Raw genomic sequence first — 15,943 nt, forward strand, 5'->3', positions numbered from 1 at the left:
CCTTCTTGCCGTCCATCCCATGATCCCGGACCCGACAACGCCGCCCCCCGATCCGCTGGCGGCAGTGACGCATCGCGCCCCCTATCGCTACTATCGCGAACTCGCCCGGCAGCAGCCGTTTCACCGCGACGCCATGCTGATGCTGTGGGTCGCCGCGGGCCCGGCCGAAGTGGCGGCGGTGCTGTCGCATCCGGCGTGCCGCGTGCGGCCGCCGGGCCAGCCGGTGCCGCCGCCGCTCGCGCAGTCGCCGGCGGGGACCTTGTTCGCGCGGCTGATCCGCATGAACGACGGCCAGCGCCATGCGCCGCTGAAGGCGGTGCTGCAACGGCAACTGGCGACGCTAAATCCGGAGGACGTGCGCGCGGCCGCATCGGCATCGGCGCGTCTGTTGCCGGTGACGGACGATCACGCGGCGACCGCGAACCGCTGGACCGGTGCGCTGCCGGTGAACGCCATCGCGCATTTGCTGGGCTTCACCGCCGTGGATGACGACGTCACCGGCTGCCGGATCGCCACGCAGATCGCAAGCTTTGCCGCAGCCATGTCGCCGCTGGCGGGTCCGGCCGAGATCGAGGCCGGCATCGAGGCGGCGGCATCGCTGCAGACACTGCCGCTGCGTGCCGACACGCCGTGGGCGAAGGCGTTGTGCGCGGAGGCACGCGCCGCCGGTGTCGACGACGACGCGATCGCCGCCAACCTGCTCGGCCTGATGGTGCAGAGCTGCGAGGCCACCGCCGGGCTGATCGGCAATACGCTGTTGTGGCTCGCGCACGATGCCGCCGCGGCCGACGATCTGCCCACCACGGTGGCAACAGTGCTGCGGGCCGATCCGCCGATCCACAACACGCGCCGCTTCATGGCGGAGGATGCGCGCGTCTGCGGCGTGCCGCTGCGGCGCGGCGACGGCATCCTGGTACTGCTTGCCGCGGCCGCTGCGTCGGAGGTCCGGATCGACAATGTCTCGGCTTCGGTCAATACGCCGGGCAAGCGCGGCGAGCGCCCCTGGACCTTCGGCCATGGCGCGCATCGATGTCCCAGCGACGCGCTGGCGGCGGCGCTGGCCGAAGCGACCGTCGCCGCGCTGCTGGCGCGCGGCATCGAGCCTGCCGTGCTGGCCCGGGCGTATCGTTATCGGCCGTCGCTGAACGCGCGGATCCCGCATTTCCTGTGATGCCCGCCTGCCGGGATTCCGATGACCGCCACGATTTCCATGAGGACCCCCATGATTGCCGTGATCTTTGAAGTCGAATTCGCCGCCGGGCAGAAGGATGCCTATCTCGATATCGCCGCGCAGTTGCGCCCCACGCTCGACGCGATCGACGGCTTTATCTCCGTCGAGCGTTTCCAGAGCCTGAGCACGCCGGGCAAGGTGCTGTCGCTGTCGTTCTTCCGCGACGAGGCGGCCGTGCAGGCCTGGCGCAATACGGTCGAGCACCGCCATGCGCAGGCCGCGGGCCGCGGCGGCGTGTTCGCCGACTACCGGCTGCGGGTCGCGCAGGTGCTGCGCGACTATGGCATGCATCGACGCGAGCAGGCGCCCGGCGACAGCCGTGCCGTGCACGATGCCGCGGCCGACGGTCAGTGAGGGCGCGGCATGGATACGCATACGCTGGTTGCTCAAGCGCTGTTCATCGGCCTGACGTTCCTGCTGGCGGGCTTCGTCAAGGGCGTGGTGGGGCTCGGCCTGCCGACGGTCGCCGTCGGCCTGCTCGGGCTGGTGATGCCGCCGATGCAGGCCGCGGCGCTGCTGGTCGCGCCGTCGATGGTGACCAATGTGGTGCAACTGGCCGCCGGCCCGCGCTTCGGCGCGCTGATGATGCGGCTCTGGCCGATGCTGCTCGGCATCGTGGCGGGCACGCTGGTGGCCGGCGCGCTGGCGCCGCCGTCGGCGATGCAGCAGGCCACCGCGGCGCTCGGGATCGCGTTGATCGCCTATGCCGCCGTCGGGCTGTCGTCGTGGCAGCTGAACGTGCCTGCCGCCCATGAGCGCTGGCTGGCGCCACTGATCGGCCTGGCCACCGGCGCGATCACCGCGGTGACCGGCGTGCTGGTGATTCCGGCGGTGCCGTATCTGCAGGGGCTGCGACTGGCGCGCGAGGAACTGGTGCAGGCGTTGGGCCTGTCGTTCACGGTATCGACCGTGGCGCTGGCGATCAATCTGCTGATGCATGGCGTACTGGGGCAGGCGCCGGTGCTCGGCGCCTCGCTGGCGACGCTGATTCCCGCGCTGGCCGGCATGTGGCTGGGCCAGAAGCTGCGCAATCGGATCAGCGCGGCGCTGTTCCGGCGGCTGTTCTTCATCGGGCTGCTGCTGCTCGGGGCGGATCTGGCCTGGCGCGGCTGGCATTGACCGGGCGGCTGCCCGGGGCCGGCGATCGGCATGCCGCATAATGGCCTTCCGAGCCGTGGACCTTTCCACGGGCCAACTTGCAAGGCTGACCGATGCCGACCCAACGCCGCCGCACCGTCAATCCGTGGGCCAAGCTTGGCAAGACCGCTGCCCGCCAGATGCAGCAGATGCAGCGCGCGGTCGCGCGCAACGTCACCAAATCGGTAGCGCGCACCGTCGCCAATACGGTCGCGCATTCCGTCACGCAGGCCGCGCATCAGGGCAAGGAAGCGCGGCGCGTGTTGTCCGGTGTCGCCTCGCCGGTGCCGGCGCCGACGAGCCGCGGCGGCGGTCGCTGGCTGGATGGCATCTGGGGCTTCGGGCCGCTGGCGCAGCGCCACTATCGGCTGTTCATTCCTTCGGGAGTCGGCGCGTCGCGGCCCGCGCCCTTGCTGGTGCTGCTGCATGGCTGCGGGCAGGATGCCGCCAGCTTTGCCGCCTGCACCCGCGTGGCGGCGCTGGCGCGGGCGCGCCGCTGCATCGTGCTGCTGCCTGAGCAGTCCTCGCGCGCCAATGCGCATCGCTGCTGGAACTGGTTCCGGGGCGAGGCGCAGGCCGCGGCGGAGGCCGGCCTGCTGATGGGGATGATCGACCATGTCTGCCGCATGCATCCGGTGCAGCCCGAGCGGGTGCATCTGCTGGGACTATCCGCCGGCGGCGCGATGGCGTTGATGCTGGCGCTGCGCTATCCCGACCGCTTCGTCGCGGTGGGTTCGCACTCCGGAGCGGCCCCGCATCTGGCCCGCAATGCCACGCAGGCAGGCCGCGTGATGCGCGGCTCGCTGAACGGGCACACGGCCGCGCAGCTGCAGGCCCTGCGGCTGCAATTGCATGGCAGGATGCCGCCGCCGCTGCTGCTGATCCATGGCGATGCCGATCGTGTGGTCGCCTACGACAACGCGATCGCCAGCGCGACGCTGTGGTTGTCGCTGTCGACCCCGGGCGCGTTGCCGGCCGCGGCGGCCCAGCCGTCGGTGCGCGTGCTGCGGCGGGGCGAGCGCCGACCGGTCGTGGTGCATGACTGGCGCCGCGACGGCGGGCTCCATATCCGGCTGGTACGTGTCGACGGCCTGGGCCATGCGTGGAGCGGTGGCGCGGCCAGCCAGGCCTATGCCGATCCGGCGGGACCCGATGCGCTGCGGATCGCGTGGGCGTTCTTTGCCGCGGTCGCGCCGGCACCCGTACGAAGGCGCGCGGTCGCCTGAGCGTGGCTCGCTCAGTCCTGCCGCCGCGCACCGGGCGCGACGATTTCGACATCGGATTGCGCGCAGGCCACGCAGGGCAGCAGATAGCCGTCGTCCTTCTCGTCGGGACTCAATCCCGGCCATTCGATCCGATAGCGGATGCTGCCGGATGCCAGCCGGCACAGGCAGGCGCGGCAGGTGCCGTTGCGGCAGGAACTGGGCAGGCGAATGCCGGCGCGCAAGGCGGCTTCCAGGATCGATTGCGTCGGCTCGGCGGCGAACTCGAGCCCCGCGGGGGCGATACGCACGCGCAGCGGCGGCGCGTCGTTCGGCTCGCTCGTCGGCTTGCTCGTCGGCTCGCTGGACACCTCGCTCATCGGCGTCCCTCGTTGTCCTGATCCATCCGCGGAAACTGCGCGCGGCCATGTGTTGCATTGCGCAACGCCATCTGCGCGGCTTCGACTTCGCTGGCGGGCAGCGTGACGATCAGCCTGACCGTCGAACCATGGGCGCTGTCGGCCAACGTGTGACCGGTCTGTTCGAGCCAGCGTCGCACGCGTGCCTCGTCGGCATAGTCGACCTCGACGGCGAAGCTCGCATACGCGATGCGCTCGACCCGTTCGGCGGTCTTGAGCGCGGCGGCGATCGCATCGGTATAGGCGCGCACCAGTCCGCCCGCGCCGAGCTTGATGCCGCCGTAGTAGCGCACCACCGCGGCCAGCACGCCATCGAGCTCGTGATGGCGCAGCACTTCGAGAATCGGCCGCCCCGCGGTGCCCGACGGCTCGCCGTCGTCCGACATGCCCGACTGTCCGCCGGCCAGCAGCGCCCAGCACAAATGCGTGGCGGTGGGATGCTCGGCACGCAGCGTCTGCACGACCCGCATCGCTTCGTCGCGATCGGCGACCGGCACGGCAACGGCGAGAAAGCGGCTCTTGCGGATATCGAGCTCGGCGTGGACGGGTGAGGAGAGGGTGTACGTGGGCAAGGCGGTGACAGCGGGGAAATGGCAACGGCGGGGCCAGTGTATCGCAGTGGCGATTCGGCTCGACGGAGAGCCCGTTGCTGGTAGGCTGTCAGCCTCGCCGTTCGAACCGGCTGCCTGATCGACTGATACCCATGCCGCCTGACCACGTCCATCCCAATCACCGCCGCATCGCCCCCGCCGCCGAGCGCAACCGCGAACCGATTCTCGAGGTGCTGCGGCGCGTCCTGCCGCCGGCCGGCACCATTCTCGAGATCGCCAGCGGCACCGGCCAGCACGCCAGGCACTTCGCCGCGGCCAATCCGGAATGGGTCTGGCAGCCCAGCGACCCGGATCCGGCGGCGCGCCATTCGATTGCGGCGTGGAAAGCGGAGGCGGGTTTGCCGAATCTGCGCGACCCGTTGGCGCTGGATGTGGGCCAGGCCGACTGGGGCATCGACCATGCCGATGCCGTGGTCTGCATCAACATGATCCATATCGCGCCGTGGCGGGCAGCCGAAGCGCTGTTCGCCGGCGCCGCGCGCTTGCTGCCTGCCGGCGGCGTGCTCTACCTGTACGGACCCTACCGTCGCGACGGCGAGCACACGTCGCCGAGCAACGCGATCTTCGACCAGCAGCTGCGGGCGAGCGATGCTTCCTGGGGCGTGCGCGAGATGGAGGCGGTGATCGAGCTGGGCGACAGCGTCGGGCTGCGCTTCGACGAAGCGGTGCCGATGCCGGCGAACAACTTCAGCGTGGTGTTCCGCAAGAACTAGCGCGAGCGCGGCCGCGCATCACGCCGAGCACCCTCCGGCACCAGGCTGTCAGCCCCGCACCAGCATCACCACCGCGATCGCGATCAGGCAGGCCGAGAACCACGCGCGCAGCTGGCGTTCGGGCATCCGGTGCGCCAGCGCGACGCCCCACGAGATCGTCAGCATGCCGCCCAGCGACAGCGGGATGCCGCTGGCCCAGTCGACGTGGCGCGCCTGCGCATAGGTCGCCAGCGCGACCACCGCGCCGGGCGTGACCAGAGCCAGTGCCAGCCCTTGCGCCGCCGCCTGGCGGAAGCCGAACAGGCCGACCAGCGCCGGCGCCGCGACCACGCCGCCGCCCACGCCAAAGAACCCGGACATCGCGCCGCCGACCACGCCGACCGCCGGAATCCAGCGCGGCGACAGCCGCTGCTGCTGGGCCGTGACCGCGCGTCCGGGCAACAGCCGCCACAGGAAATAGACGGCCATGCCGATCATGAACAGCGCGAAGATCCGCCGCAGCAGCACCGCGTCCATCTCCGTCGCCAGCCGCGCGCCGACATAGGTGGCGAGCACCGCGGACAGGCCGAGCACCAGCGCGGTACGCAGCGCGATATCGGCGCGGCGCCGGTACTGCCAGAAGCCGATCAGCACATTGGGGGCGATCATCACCAGCGCGGTGCCCTGCGCCAGTTGCTGGTCCATGCCGTAGAGCAGGCCCAGCGCGGGGATCGCGATCAGGCCGCCGCCGATGCCGAACAGCCCGCCGACCGCGCCGAGCGCACCGCCAAGAAGAAACGTCAACAGTGCGGGGAGCAGCGGAATATCGGGCATCGTCGGTCGAGGTTGGCGTGGCGGGCGCCACCGCGGCGCCTCGCACAAAGGTATCGATCATAAAACATGGACGCACGGCGCACACGGCCGATCTCAGGGCATTCCCTCGGAATCGCGCGCTGCAAGCTAATCGTCAAGAACTTGAAAGCCGATTGAAATCCCGTTTCGCTCCAATGCCGCCGGAGATCGTGCCAGGCCCCCGATAGCGCGCGCCAACAGCGCCAGCAGCGGCGGCCGCACGGTCGCGTCGCGCCGGCATTGCCGGCGCGCTTCGTGTCTGCGTTGCCTGAATCGAGCCTGTCATCGTGCATGTCCGTCGTCATCGCTGTGCCCATCTCCGCCTGTTGCTCGCGGCGATCGCTGCCTCGCTGCTGCTGGGCGCGCCAGCCCGCTTCGCCGCCGCTGCGCCGCCGTCCACTGCCGTCGCAACGCAGCCGGACGGCGAATGCCGCGCGCCCGGCGCCGGCGCGACGCTGACGTTGTCCGAGGCGCGCGCGCTCGCGCTGCGCTGCAATCCGGAGCTGATCGCCGCACGCCGGGCCGTGCAGGCCAGCGAGGCCGACATCCAGATCGCCGGGCAGCGTCCGAACCCGGTGCTGAGCGTGGGCGTGGAGAACATCAACCCGCACGCCGGCGTCGGTGCCGGCAGCTGGCGCAACAAGACCGTCGACTCGACGGTGCGCATCGACCAGGTGATCGAGACCGCCAACAAGGCCGGCCTGCGGGTCAGGACGGCGCAGGCGGCCAACGAGGCCGCTGGCCGCCAGGTGCAGGCGGCCACCGTGCAGCAGATCGCCGCGCTGGAACAGGCCTTTTTCGATGCGGCGGTCAGCCAGCAGCGCGTCGACGTGCTGGCGCAGACGCTGGCGCTGTACGAGCGCGCCCAGCAGGCCAATCAGATCCGCTACAAGGCCGGCGACCTGTCGCGCGCCGACGTGACCCGGCTCGAGCTCGACGGCCTGCGCGCCCGCGCCGACTGGCGCGACGCCCGCGCCGATCATCAGCGCGACCTGGCCGAGCTGGCGCAGCGCATCGGCATCGGCGGCACGCTGCAGGACGTCGCGCTGTCGCCGCAGTGGCCGGGCCTTGACGAGCCGGTGCCCACGCTCGACGAGCAGGCGCTGCAGGCGCGGCCCGATGTTGCCGCCGCGCAGGCACGTCTGCAGGCCGCCGCGGCCGCGCGCGAACTGGCGCGCGCGGGTCGCGTGCCCGACGTGACGGTCGGCGCGCAGGCCGAGCGCTATCCGGTCTCGGCCACCAACCAGCAGGGCAGCGGCAACAGCTTCGGCGTGTTCGTCAGCATCCCGCTGTATGTCCGCCACAGCTATGGCGGCGAAGCGCAGCGCGCCGAGGTCGATTACTACGCGGCGCTGGACGAGCGCAACCGCGTGCTGCTGGCCGCCGGCAACGAGGTTGGCCGGCTGCGGACCGCGCTCGATGCCGCGCGCGAATCGCTGCGCCAGATCGACGAGGCGGTGCTGCCCGCGGCCGAGCGCGTCGCCGCCGATGCCGAGTTCGCGTTCGGCAAGGGCGCAATCGGCGTGCTGGAGCTGCTCGATGCACGCCGCGCGCTGCGGCAGACGCGACTCGACGCCGCGCAGGCGCGGGGAACCTATGCCAAGGCGCTGTCCGCCTATCTGGCCGCCACGCGCACCGCGGATGACCTGGTCGCCGGGCCCGCGGCCGGCCCTGCCGATCTGCCGCTGCAAGACGTCGCTCCCTACCTTTCCGTCCACTAGCCGGACACCTTCCGGCTTTCCGATCCCCGTCGCCATGACCCTCCGTTCCCTGTTGACGATCGTCCTGCTTGGCACACTGCTGGGCCTGAACGCATGCGGCCGCAAGGCCGAACCGGAGTCCGAGTCGCCGCGCGTCGAAGGTGCGGCCATCATCTTCCCCGATACGGTCAAGTCCTTGCCCGGCGTTTCCGCCGAGCCGGTGCGGCGCGGCGCCGAGCGCGTGCTGACGCTGCCCGGCCGGCTGGTCTGGAACGAGGACCGTACCGTGCGCGTGACCAGCCCGTTCGCCGGGCGCGTCGCCGAGATCCTGGTGCAGCCCGGTACCACCGTCGCCGCGGGCCAGCCGCTGGCGCTGCTGTCCTCACCCGACTTCGGCGCGGCGCAGGCCGACGCGCGCAAGGCGGCCGCCGATGCCGCGCTGGCGTCCAAGGGGCTGGCGCGGCAACGCGAGCTGTATGGCGCCGGCATCGTCGCGCAGAAGGACCTGGAGCAGGCGCAGGCCGAGGCCGCGCGCGCCAGTGCCGAACTGCAGCGTGCGCAGGCGGCGCTCCGGCAGGTCGGCGGCGAACTGGGCAAGCCGGGGAGCGTGGGCGTTGGCGCGCCGGATCGCTTCGCGCTGCGCGCGCCGATCTCGGGCCTGGTGGTCGAACGCAACCTGAACCCTGGCATGCAGCTGCGGCCGGACCAGCCGCCGGCCGCGCCGCTGTTCCTGCTGACCGATCCCGCCGACCTGTGGGCGCAGCTCGACGCGGCCGAGGCCGATCTGGCGCTGTTCCGCACGGGCGGCAGCGTGACGCTGAGCTCCACCGCCTATCCAGGCGAGTCCTTCCCGGCGAAGGTCGTCAAGATCGCCGACTACGTCGACCCCGCCGCGCGCAGCATCAAGGTGCGTCTGTCGGTGCCGAACCCGCAGCGCAAGCTCAAGGCCGAGATGTTCGTCACCGCGCGCATCGAGGCCGCCGGCTTCGACGGCATCGCGGTGCCCGCCAGGGCGGTGTTCCTCGCCGACAACCATCACTATGTGTTCGTCCGCGTCGATGCGCATCGCTTCGAGCGCCGCGAGGTCAAGATTGGCGCCAGCCTGCCCGGTGTCACCGAAGTGGTGTCCGGGCTCGAGGCCGGCATGCAGGTGGTGACCGAAGGCAATCTCTATCTGCAGGACATCCTGCGCGATGCGAGCGCGGCGCAGGCCGCGCTGCGCCAGCAAGCTCGATGAGGGCGGCCGCGTCATGATCTCGCGCATCGTCCATTTCGCGCTGCACCAGAAGCTGTTCGTCTGGATGGGGCTGGCGCTGTTCGTCGCCGCCGGCCTGGCGGCCTTCAAGAACCTGCCGATCGAGGCCTTCCCTGATGTCTCGGACGTGCAGGTCAACGTGATCACGCTGTATCCGGGCCGCGCGGCCGAAGAGGTCGAGCGCCAGGTCACGATCCCGATCGAGACCGCGCTGGCCGGCACGCCCAATTCGGTGCGGGTGTTCTCGCACACGCAGTTTGGCCTGTCCTATCTGATGGTGACCTTCAACGACAAGGCTACCGACGTCACCGCGCGCCAGCAGGTGATCGAGCGCCTGCGCGGCGTCGATCTGCCCGACGGCGTGCAGCCCGACCTGGCCCCGCTGTCGACCGCGATCGGCGAGATCTACCGCTTCCGGCTGAAGGGCAAGGGCCATACGCCGCAGGAGCTGCGCACGCTGCAGGACTGGGTGGTCGAGAAGAACCTGCGCCAGGTGCCCGGCGTCGCGGACCTGGTGACGATCGGCGGCACCATCAAGCAGTACGAGGTCAACCCGAACCTGGCGCGGATGCGCGACGCGCATGTCTCGCTGGCGCAGCTGTTCGAGGCGCTGCAGCGCGGCAACTCGAACGCGGGCGGCGGCGCGGTCGCGCAAGGGCGGCAGCAGTATCTGCTGCGCTCGCTGGGCAGTTTCCGCAGCTCGGCCGATATCGCCAACGTGGTGGTCTCGGAGGTCAACGGCACGCCGATCCTGGTCAAGGACATCGCCGAGGTGCGCGTCGGCGCCGCGCCGCGGCAGGGCCTGATGGCGCAGGATGACGAAGAGGACATCGTCTCCGGCATCGTGGTGATGCGCAAGGGCGAAAATCCGTCCGAGGTGCTGACGGCGCTGAAGGCGAAGATCGCCCAGCTCAACGAGCAGATCCTGCCGCGCGGCGTCGAGATCGTGCCGTACTACGACCGCGCCGACCTGATCGACAAGACGCTGCACACGGTGTTCGGCAACCTGGTCGAGGGCGCGCTGCTGGTGATGGCGGTGCTGTACCTGTTCCTGGCCAACGTCCGTGCCGCGGCGATCGTCGCGCTGGTGATTCCGCTGGCGCTGCTGTCGACGTTCCTCGGCCTGACCTGGGTCGGCATTCCGGCCAACCTGCTGTCGCTGGGGGCGATGGACTTCGGCATCATCGTCGACGGCGCGGTGATCGTGGTCGAGAACATTTTCAAGCGCCTCGGCGAGCTGAAGGAGCAGAAGATCCGCGACAGCCGCGCACGCCTGCAGGCGATCGCGCGCGCGACCACCGAGGTCGGCCGCCCCACGGTGTTCTCGATGGTGATCATCATCGCGGCGCACCTGCCGATCTTCACGCTGCAGCGCCACGAGGGAAAGATCTTCGCGCCGATGGCGTACACGGTGACGGGCGCGCTGGTCGGGTCGCTGATCGTGTCGCTGACGCTGGTGCCGCTGCTGTGCTACCTGCTGCTGAAGAAGGACATCGCGCACCACGACAACGCGGTGGTGCGGCTGTGCAAGCGCGCCTATGCGCCGATGCTGGCGTGGGCGCTGGACCACAAGCGCGCGGTCGTCGCCAGCGCGGTGGCGCTGCTGGTGGTCACCGTCGGCGTCGGCAAGCTGCTCGGCAGCGAATTCCTGCCCGAGCTCGACGAGGGCGCGATGTGGGTCAGCTTCGACCTGCCGGCCTCGGTATCGACCGACGAGGCGCGCGAGCAGGCGGCCCGGCTGCGCCGGACGATACGGCAGACGCCGGAGGTCAAGTCGACCATCTCCAAGGTCGGGCGGCCCGACGACGGCACCGATCCGAAGCTGATCAATACGGTCGAGATCCTGGTCGACCTGAAGCCGGAAGCGCAGTGGCGGCGCGGCTTCGACAAGCGCCGCATCATCGGCGAGATCAACGCCAATCTGCGCAAGCTGCCCGGCATCGAGCCGAACTTCTCGCAGCCGGTGCGCGACAACATCCTCGAGAGCATCTCGCAGATCAAGGGCCAGATCGTCATCAAGGTGCAGAGCGACAGCCTCGAACAGAACAAGCGCGTGGCCGACCAGATCCTCGCCAACGTGCAGACCGTCCCCGGCGTGATGCGCGCCTTCATCGACCGCGACGGCGAGCTGCCGCAGTATCTGCTCGACTTCGACCGGGCCCAGGCGGCGCGCTACGGCATCAATGTGGCGGACGTGCAGGACCTGATGGAAACCGCGCTCGCCGGCAAGGCAGCCACCGAGCTGTGGGAGGGCGAGAAGCACTTCAGCGTGGTGGTGCGGCTGGCGCCCGGCGAACGCGCGCTGCCGAACCTGCCGAACATCCTGATGCAGACCGCCGAGGGCGCGCAGGTGCCGCTGTCGCAGCTGGTGCATTTCCATGCGGCGTCCGGCGCGATGAACATCAGCCGCGAGAACGGCCAGCGCACCACGTCGATCGGCGTCTTCATCCACGACCGCGACATGGGCAGCGTGGTCAAGGACATGCAGGCGCTGGTGGCGAAGAACGTGCGCGCCGACGACGTCAAGATCGGCTGGTCCGGCGAGTTCGAGAACCAGCAGCGCGCGATGGCGCGGCTGTCGATCGTGGTGCCGCTGTCGGTGCTGCTGATCTTCCTGCTGCTGTTCCAGGCGTTCAAGTCGTTCAAAAGCGCGACGCTGATCCTGTCGAACATCCCGTTCGCGCTGGTCGGCGGCGTGTTCGCGCTGTTCCTGACCGGCATTCCGCTGTCGGTGTCGGCGGCGATCGGCTTTATCGCGCTGTTTGGCCAGGCGGTGCTCAATGGCGTGGTGATGGTGACCTACTTCAACCAGCTGCGCGAGCAGGGGCTGCCGCTGCGCCAGGCGGTGCTGGCCGGGTCGATGGACCGCCTGAGGACCGTGCTGATGACCGCGCTGCTGGCGATGCTGGGCCTGTTCCCGATGGCGGTTTCGCGCGCGATCGGCTCGGAGACGCAGCGGCCTTTGGCGATCGTGATCATCGGCGGGCTGATCACCGCGACGGTGCTGACGCTGATCGTGCTGCCGACGCTGTACGAATGGATGGTCGGCCGCAGCTGGCCGGATGAGGCGGCGGAGGAGGAGGGGGAAGCCGTGGAGGTTCGGCGGGATGACGCGGCGGTGGTTTGAAGGATCGCTGTAAAACCAACTCCCTCTCCCAACCCTCTCCCCCGTGAGGGGGAGAGGGCAAACAACGCCCCTTATCCCTCGGCCCTCGCAACATCCCTCACTACGCCGGCCCGCAGCATTTCGGCGATCTGCTTTTCGCCATACCCGCATTCCGCCAGCAACGCCCGCGTATCCTCCCCCAGCCGCGGCGAAGGCCGCACGTACCGCGCCGGCGTCTCCGACAGCTTGATCGGCAGTCCGATGCTCTTTACGGGCCCGGCCTCGGGGTGCTGCTGCTCGACCACCATTTCGCGCGCCAGCGTCTGCGGATGCGACAGCGCCTCGCCGATCGAATGCACCGGTCCGGCCGGCACGCCCGCGGCGTCGAACGCCGCCAGCCATTCGGCCGACGGCTTCGTGCGCAGGATCTCGGCCATGGCCGGCAGCAGCGTGTCGCGGTGGCGCATGCGGTCCGAGTTCAGCCGATAGCGCGGATCGGTCAGCCATTCGGGCCGGCCCAGCACCTGCGCGATCCGTTCCCAGTTCTTCTCGTTGGCACCCCCGACGATGATGTGGCCGTCCTGCGTCGGAAAGGCCTGGTACGGGGTCGCCAGCACATGCGCGGAGCCGCTCGGCCCCGGCGATTCGCCGGTGGCGAAATGGATCGCCGCATGCCAGTACAGCTGCTGCAGTCCGGCCTCGATCAGCGAGGTCTCGACGATCTGGCCGCGTCCGGTCTTCTGCTTGTGCTGATAGGCGGCCAGGATGCCGACCGCTGCCAGGATGCCAGCATTGATGTCGGCGATCGAGTTGCCGGTGCGCAGCGGCGGACCGCCTTCCTCGCCGGTGATGCTCATCAGCCCGGTATAGCCCTGCGCGATCAGGTCGAAACCGCCCTTGTCGGCGGCCGGGCCGGTGCGGCCATAGCCCGAGATCGCGCAATAGATCAGCCCCGGGTTGATCTCCGACAGCACGTCGTAGCCGAGCCCGAGCTTTTCCAGCGTGCCCTTGCGGAAGTTCTCGATCAGCACGTCGGCGTCGCGGACCATCCGCAGCAGCACCTCCTTGCCCTCGGGCGTCTTCAGATCGAGCGCGATCGCGCGCTTGTTCCGGTTCAGCATCAGGAACGGTGCCGACACGCCGTTGATGCGCGGATCGCGGTAGCCGCGCGCATCGTCGCCGCCGTCGGTCTTCTCGATCTTGATCACGTCGGCGCCGAGGTCGGCCAGCATCATGCCGCAGGTCGGGCCGGCCATGATCTGGGCCAGCTCGAGCACGCGCATGCCGGAGAGGGCACCGGCCTGCGTGGAGCGTTCGGAATGCATGGGGGTTGCCATCGCTGTCCTTCGAGGTGGAGGCCGCTCAGCGGCCGTGGAACTCGGGCGTCTGCTTGGCCAGGAAGGCGCGGTAGCCGCTGCGGAAGTCCTCAGTGTCGAAGCAGTCGAATGCCTCGTCGCGCTCGCGCTCGCCCAGCGGCGTGCCGGCCGCCAGCTGGCGCGCGAACTTCTTGTGCCAGCGTGCGACCAGCGGCGCGCCGCTGGCAATGCGCTGGGCGGTCGCGGCCGCTTCGGCGGCGACCTGGTCGTCGGGCACCACGCGCGATACCAGCCCCATGCCATGCGCCTCGTCGGCGCCGACGATCCTGCCTTCGAACAGCAGCTCCAGCGTGCGCGACTCGCCGATCAGCCGGATCAGCGGCGCCATCTCGGCATGGGCCATTACCAGCCCGAGGTTCTTGATCGGTGCGCCGAAGCGGCTGCCCTGGCCGCAGATGCGGATGTCGGCCATCGCGGCAATCTCCAGTCCGCCGCCGACGCAGATGCCGTGGATCTGCGCGACCACCGGATGCCGGCAGTCCTGCAGCGCCTGCGCGGTGGCGTGCATCACCTTGCCGTAGGCGGTGGCCTGCGCCTTGTTCGAGCGCGCCTGGGCGAACTCGCCGATATCGTTGCCGGGGGAGAAGGCGCGCTCGCCGGCGCCGCGCACGATCACGCAGCGCACGCCGTCGTCGGCGGACAGCGCGCGGAAGGCCTCGCCCAGCTGCTGCCACATCGACAGCGTCATCGCGTTGAGCTTGGCCGGGCGATTGAGCACGACGGTGGCGATTGGGCCGTCACGGAGCGTCAGCACCGGGCTGTCGTCGGTGTTGCCCTGGTGCGAGTCCGGGCGGGAGTCGGGAGAAGCGGAAGCGGGCGTCACGGTCATCGAAGGCGCTCCTGGAGGGTTGGCTGGCGGCTCGGCGCATGGCGTCTTGCCGTAGCGTTGATTTGGTATACCATATCCCAAATCAACGCTCGCACAAAGGACGCATCGCCCATGGTTTACCCGGAAACCGCGCCGGAACAGTCTCCGGCAACGCTGGCCCCCGACCTGCCGCCGGCACGCGCCGGCGGGGAACGGGGCCGCCGTACCGGAGCCGCCGCCGCGGCGTCCCTGTCCGCGGACGGCGACGACCCGCTCGCGATCGCGCATCCGACGCTGGCCGCCGTCGTGGCCGAGCGCCTGCGGCAACTGATCATCGAGGGCACGCTGGTGCCCGGCGTCTGGCTCAACGAGCGAGACCTGTGCGAGCGGCTGCGCGTCTCGCGCACGCCGCTGCGCGAGGCCTACCGGATCCTTGCCGCCGACGGCCTGGTGATGCTGCTGCCCAAGCGCGGCGCGCAGGTGATCGCGATGTCCGAGCGCGACGTCGCCGATGTGTTCGACGTGCTGGCGGTGCTGGAAGGACTGACCGGACGGCTGGCCGCCGAGAAGGCCAGCGACGAGGAGCTCGCGCAGATTGCCCGGCTGCATCGTGCGATGCTCGACGCCTACGCCGCCCGCGATCTGCACGCCTACTACGAGGCCAGCATGGGCACCCATCTGGCGATCAGCGCCGCCGCCCATAACCCGACGCTGGCCGACACCCATCGCCGGCTCAATCTGCGCGTGCAGAACCTGCGCTTCCGTTCGAACCAGGACCGGGACGAATGGGCCCACGGCGTGGAAGACCACCAGCGCTTCGTCACCGCGCTGCTGGCACGCGATGGCGCCATGGTCGAGACGCTGATGCGCGAGCACGCGCTGCAGAAGAAGGCGGTGGCGATGCGCGCGGCGCGTGAGCGCGAGGCCGCGGCGGCGCGATAGTCGCAATCAGTTATTTCGGCTGTAACGCTGCATTACGTGGCCGGTGCGCGCCCCGCGGTGACCGCAGCGGGGCCGCATGCCGGGCGGGGCGGCACAAGGGCCGCTATTTCGGCGCCGGCGAGGGCGCGGCGGTTCGCCGCCAGGGTATCCACGGCAGTCTCCGCGGTCTGCCCGCCTGTGAGACGGGCTTACAACTGCATCCGTCCAGGACCGTTCCGCATCGCTACAGTCGAGCCATGTTCAACGCGCCGCCAAGCCGGGCAGCGCATCAGGAGAAAAACATGACTCGCCAATTGCTGATCGCACTCGGAACGCTGGCCGCCGGCGCGATGTTCGGTCTTGTCTCGCCCGCCCAGGCGCATTCGGACCGCCACGATCATCGGCATGGCTACCATCGGCACGAGCACTATCGTCCGGCCCCGCCGCATGTGCGGCACCGCGACTATCGCCACGACTACCATCGCTACCATGCGCGACCGCACCACGGCCATGGCCATTACGTATCGCGCCCGGGACACCGCTATGTGCCCGAGCGCTGGGTGCGGGACTCGCACGGGCATGTCGTGCGGCGCCCCGGGTATTGGACGCGTTAAAGCACACCGGCTTCGTCGG

The 15,943-nt window shown here is 70.0% G+C and carries 15 protein-coding genes; 10 read left to right on the top strand and 5 right to left on the bottom strand.

The genetic code is table 11. The features are described from left to right. Positions 1–19 precede the first annotated feature (19 nt). From FOB47_RS00305 to FOB47_RS00320, 4 genes are all read left to right on the top strand, one after another. Entirely contained in the window at positions 20–1,171 is a 1,152-nt protein-coding gene (locus FOB47_RS00305; RefSeq protein ID WP_174779642.1) for a cytochrome P450 family protein, read from the top strand. 51 nt (positions 1,172–1,222) lie between these two features. After that, the gene (locus FOB47_RS00310; RefSeq protein WP_174779643.1) at positions 1,223–1,585 is read left to right on the top strand and encodes an antibiotic biosynthesis monooxygenase family protein; all 363 of its coding nucleotides are present in this window, start codon (positions 1,223–1,225) and stop codon (positions 1,583–1,585) included. 9 nt (positions 1,586–1,594) lie between these two features. After that, positions 1,595–2,350, top strand: coding sequence for a sulfite exporter TauE/SafE family protein (locus tag FOB47_RS00315; RefSeq protein WP_174779644.1), 756 nt, complete (start codon positions 1,595–1,597; stop codon positions 2,348–2,350). Between the two features lie 92 nt (positions 2,351–2,442). After that, positions 2,443–3,594: an extracellular catalytic domain type 1 short-chain-length polyhydroxyalkanoate depolymerase gene (locus FOB47_RS00320; RefSeq protein WP_174779645.1), complete on the top strand. Its 1,152-nt coding sequence runs from the start codon at positions 2,443–2,445 to the stop codon at positions 3,592–3,594. Between the two features lie 11 nt (positions 3,595–3,605). On the opposite strand, the gene FOB47_RS00325 is transcribed toward FOB47_RS00320, so the two are convergent. Both FOB47_RS00325 and FOB47_RS00330 read right to left on the bottom strand, forming a co-directional pair. Continuing rightward, on the bottom strand, positions 3,606–3,950 hold the full coding sequence (locus tag FOB47_RS00325; protein WP_174779646.1) for a 2Fe-2S iron-sulfur cluster-binding protein: 345 nt from the start codon (positions 3,948–3,950) through the stop codon (positions 3,606–3,608). Continuing rightward, positions 3,947–4,561, bottom strand: coding sequence for an IMPACT family protein (locus FOB47_RS00330; RefSeq protein ID WP_174779647.1), 615 nt, complete (start codon positions 4,559–4,561; stop codon positions 3,947–3,949). The genes FOB47_RS00325 and FOB47_RS00330 overlap by 4 nt, the downstream gene beginning before the upstream one ends. Before the next feature lie 131 nt (positions 4,562–4,692). On the opposite strand from FOB47_RS00330, the gene FOB47_RS00335 reads away from it, so the two are divergent. Next, positions 4,693–5,313: a DUF938 domain-containing protein gene (locus FOB47_RS00335; protein ID WP_174779648.1), complete on the top strand. Its 621-nt coding sequence runs from the start codon at positions 4,693–4,695 to the stop codon at positions 5,311–5,313. A gap of 48 nt (positions 5,314–5,361) precedes the next feature. Here FOB47_RS00335 and FOB47_RS00340 read toward each other — a convergent pair whose 3' ends face one another. Then, positions 5,362–6,126, bottom strand: a complete 765-nt coding sequence (locus FOB47_RS00340; RefSeq protein ID WP_174779649.1) for a sulfite exporter TauE/SafE family protein — start codon at positions 6,124–6,126, stop codon at positions 5,362–5,364. Between the two features lie 305 nt (positions 6,127–6,431). Here FOB47_RS00340 and FOB47_RS00345 point away from each other — a divergent pair, with 305 nt between their 5' ends. Genes FOB47_RS00345 through FOB47_RS00355 form a run of 3 tightly spaced genes read left to right on the top strand, consistent with a single transcriptional unit; the run spans position 6,432 to position 12,226 of the window. Then, positions 6,432–7,865 carry a TolC family protein gene (locus FOB47_RS00345; RefSeq protein ID WP_244959240.1) on the top strand — a complete coding sequence of 478 codons (1,434 nt, stop codon included), beginning with the start codon at positions 6,432–6,434 and terminating at the stop codon, positions 7,863–7,865. A gap of 34 nt (positions 7,866–7,899) precedes the next feature. Continuing rightward, a complete protein-coding gene (locus tag FOB47_RS00350; RefSeq protein ID WP_053824474.1) occupies positions 7,900–9,081 on the top strand; it encodes an efflux RND transporter periplasmic adaptor subunit in 1,182 nt (393 codons plus the stop codon). 13 nt (positions 9,082–9,094) lie between these two features. After that, positions 9,095–12,226, top strand: coding sequence for an efflux RND transporter permease subunit (locus FOB47_RS00355; protein ID WP_174780795.1), 3,132 nt, complete (start codon positions 9,095–9,097; stop codon positions 12,224–12,226). Between the two features lie 71 nt (positions 12,227–12,297). Here the strand turns inward: FOB47_RS00355 and FOB47_RS00360 are convergent, their stop codons facing one another. Both FOB47_RS00360 and FOB47_RS00365 read right to left on the bottom strand, forming a co-directional pair. Further along, positions 12,298–13,530: a CaiB/BaiF CoA transferase family protein gene (locus FOB47_RS00360; RefSeq protein ID WP_174779650.1), complete on the bottom strand. Its 1,233-nt coding sequence runs from the start codon at positions 13,528–13,530 to the stop codon at positions 12,298–12,300. 37 nt (positions 13,531–13,567) lie between these two features. Beyond that, positions 13,568–14,410 (bottom strand): enoyl-CoA hydratase/isomerase family protein, encoded by an 843-nt coding sequence (locus tag FOB47_RS00365; RefSeq protein WP_244959241.1) that lies wholly within the window; start codon positions 14,408–14,410, stop codon positions 13,568–13,570. Between the two features lie 111 nt (positions 14,411–14,521). On the opposite strand from FOB47_RS00365, the gene FOB47_RS00370 reads away from it, so the two are divergent. Together FOB47_RS00370 and FOB47_RS00375 are read left to right on the top strand one after the other, a co-directional pair. Then, positions 14,522–15,331, top strand: a complete 810-nt coding sequence (locus FOB47_RS00370) for a GntR family transcriptional regulator (RefSeq protein WP_174779651.1) — start codon at positions 14,522–14,524, stop codon at positions 15,329–15,331. Between the two features lie 281 nt (positions 15,332–15,612). Beyond that, positions 15,613–15,924: a hypothetical protein gene (locus FOB47_RS00375; RefSeq protein WP_082371890.1), complete on the top strand. Its 312-nt coding sequence runs from the start codon at positions 15,613–15,615 to the stop codon at positions 15,922–15,924. Positions 15,925–15,943: the final 19 nt, after the last annotated feature.

It is taken from the genome of Cupriavidus gilardii, assembly GCF_013347325.1.
Taxonomy (GTDB): Bacteria; Pseudomonadota; Gammaproteobacteria; order Burkholderiales; family Burkholderiaceae; genus Cupriavidus; species Cupriavidus gilardii.

Bases quoted from the DNA above. Each gene is read 5' to 3' on its own strand.
- FOB47_RS00335 (WP_174779648.1), top strand. From the start codon at position 4,693: ATGCCGCCTGACCACGTCCATCCCAATCACCGCCGCATCGCCCCCGCC.
- FOB47_RS00315 (WP_174779644.1), top strand. From the start codon at position 1,595: ATGGATACGCATACGCTGGTTGCTCAAGCGCTGTTCATCGGCCTGACG.
- FOB47_RS00355 (WP_174780795.1), top strand. From the start codon at position 9,095: ATGATCTCGCGCATCGTCCATTTCGCGCTGCACCAGAAGCTGTTCGTC.
- FOB47_RS00365 (WP_244959241.1), bottom strand. From the start codon at position 14,410: ATGACCGTGACGCCCGCTTCCGCTTCTCCCGACTCCCGCCCGGACTCG.
- FOB47_RS00320 (WP_174779645.1), top strand. From the start codon at position 2,443: ATGCCGACCCAACGCCGCCGCACCGTCAATCCGTGGGCCAAGCTTGGC.
- FOB47_RS00375 (WP_082371890.1), top strand. From the start codon at position 15,613: ATGACTCGCCAATTGCTGATCGCACTCGGAACGCTGGCCGCCGGCGCG.
- FOB47_RS00325 (WP_174779646.1), bottom strand. From the start codon at position 3,950: ATGAGCGAGGTGTCCAGCGAGCCGACGAGCAAGCCGACGAGCGAGCCG.
- FOB47_RS00340 (WP_174779649.1), bottom strand. From the start codon at position 6,126: ATGCCCGATATTCCGCTGCTCCCCGCACTGTTGACGTTTCTTCTTGGC.
- FOB47_RS00370 (WP_174779651.1), top strand. From the start codon at position 14,522: ATGGTTTACCCGGAAACCGCGCCGGAACAGTCTCCGGCAACGCTGGCC.
- FOB47_RS00360 (WP_174779650.1), bottom strand. From the start codon at position 13,530: ATGCATTCCGAACGCTCCACGCAGGCCGGTGCCCTCTCCGGCATGCGC.
- FOB47_RS00305 (WP_174779642.1), top strand. From the start codon at position 20: ATGATCCCGGACCCGACAACGCCGCCCCCCGATCCGCTGGCGGCAGTG.
- FOB47_RS00350 (WP_053824474.1), top strand. From the start codon at position 7,900: ATGACCCTCCGTTCCCTGTTGACGATCGTCCTGCTTGGCACACTGCTG.
- FOB47_RS00310 (WP_174779643.1), top strand. From the start codon at position 1,223: ATGATTGCCGTGATCTTTGAAGTCGAATTCGCCGCCGGGCAGAAGGAT.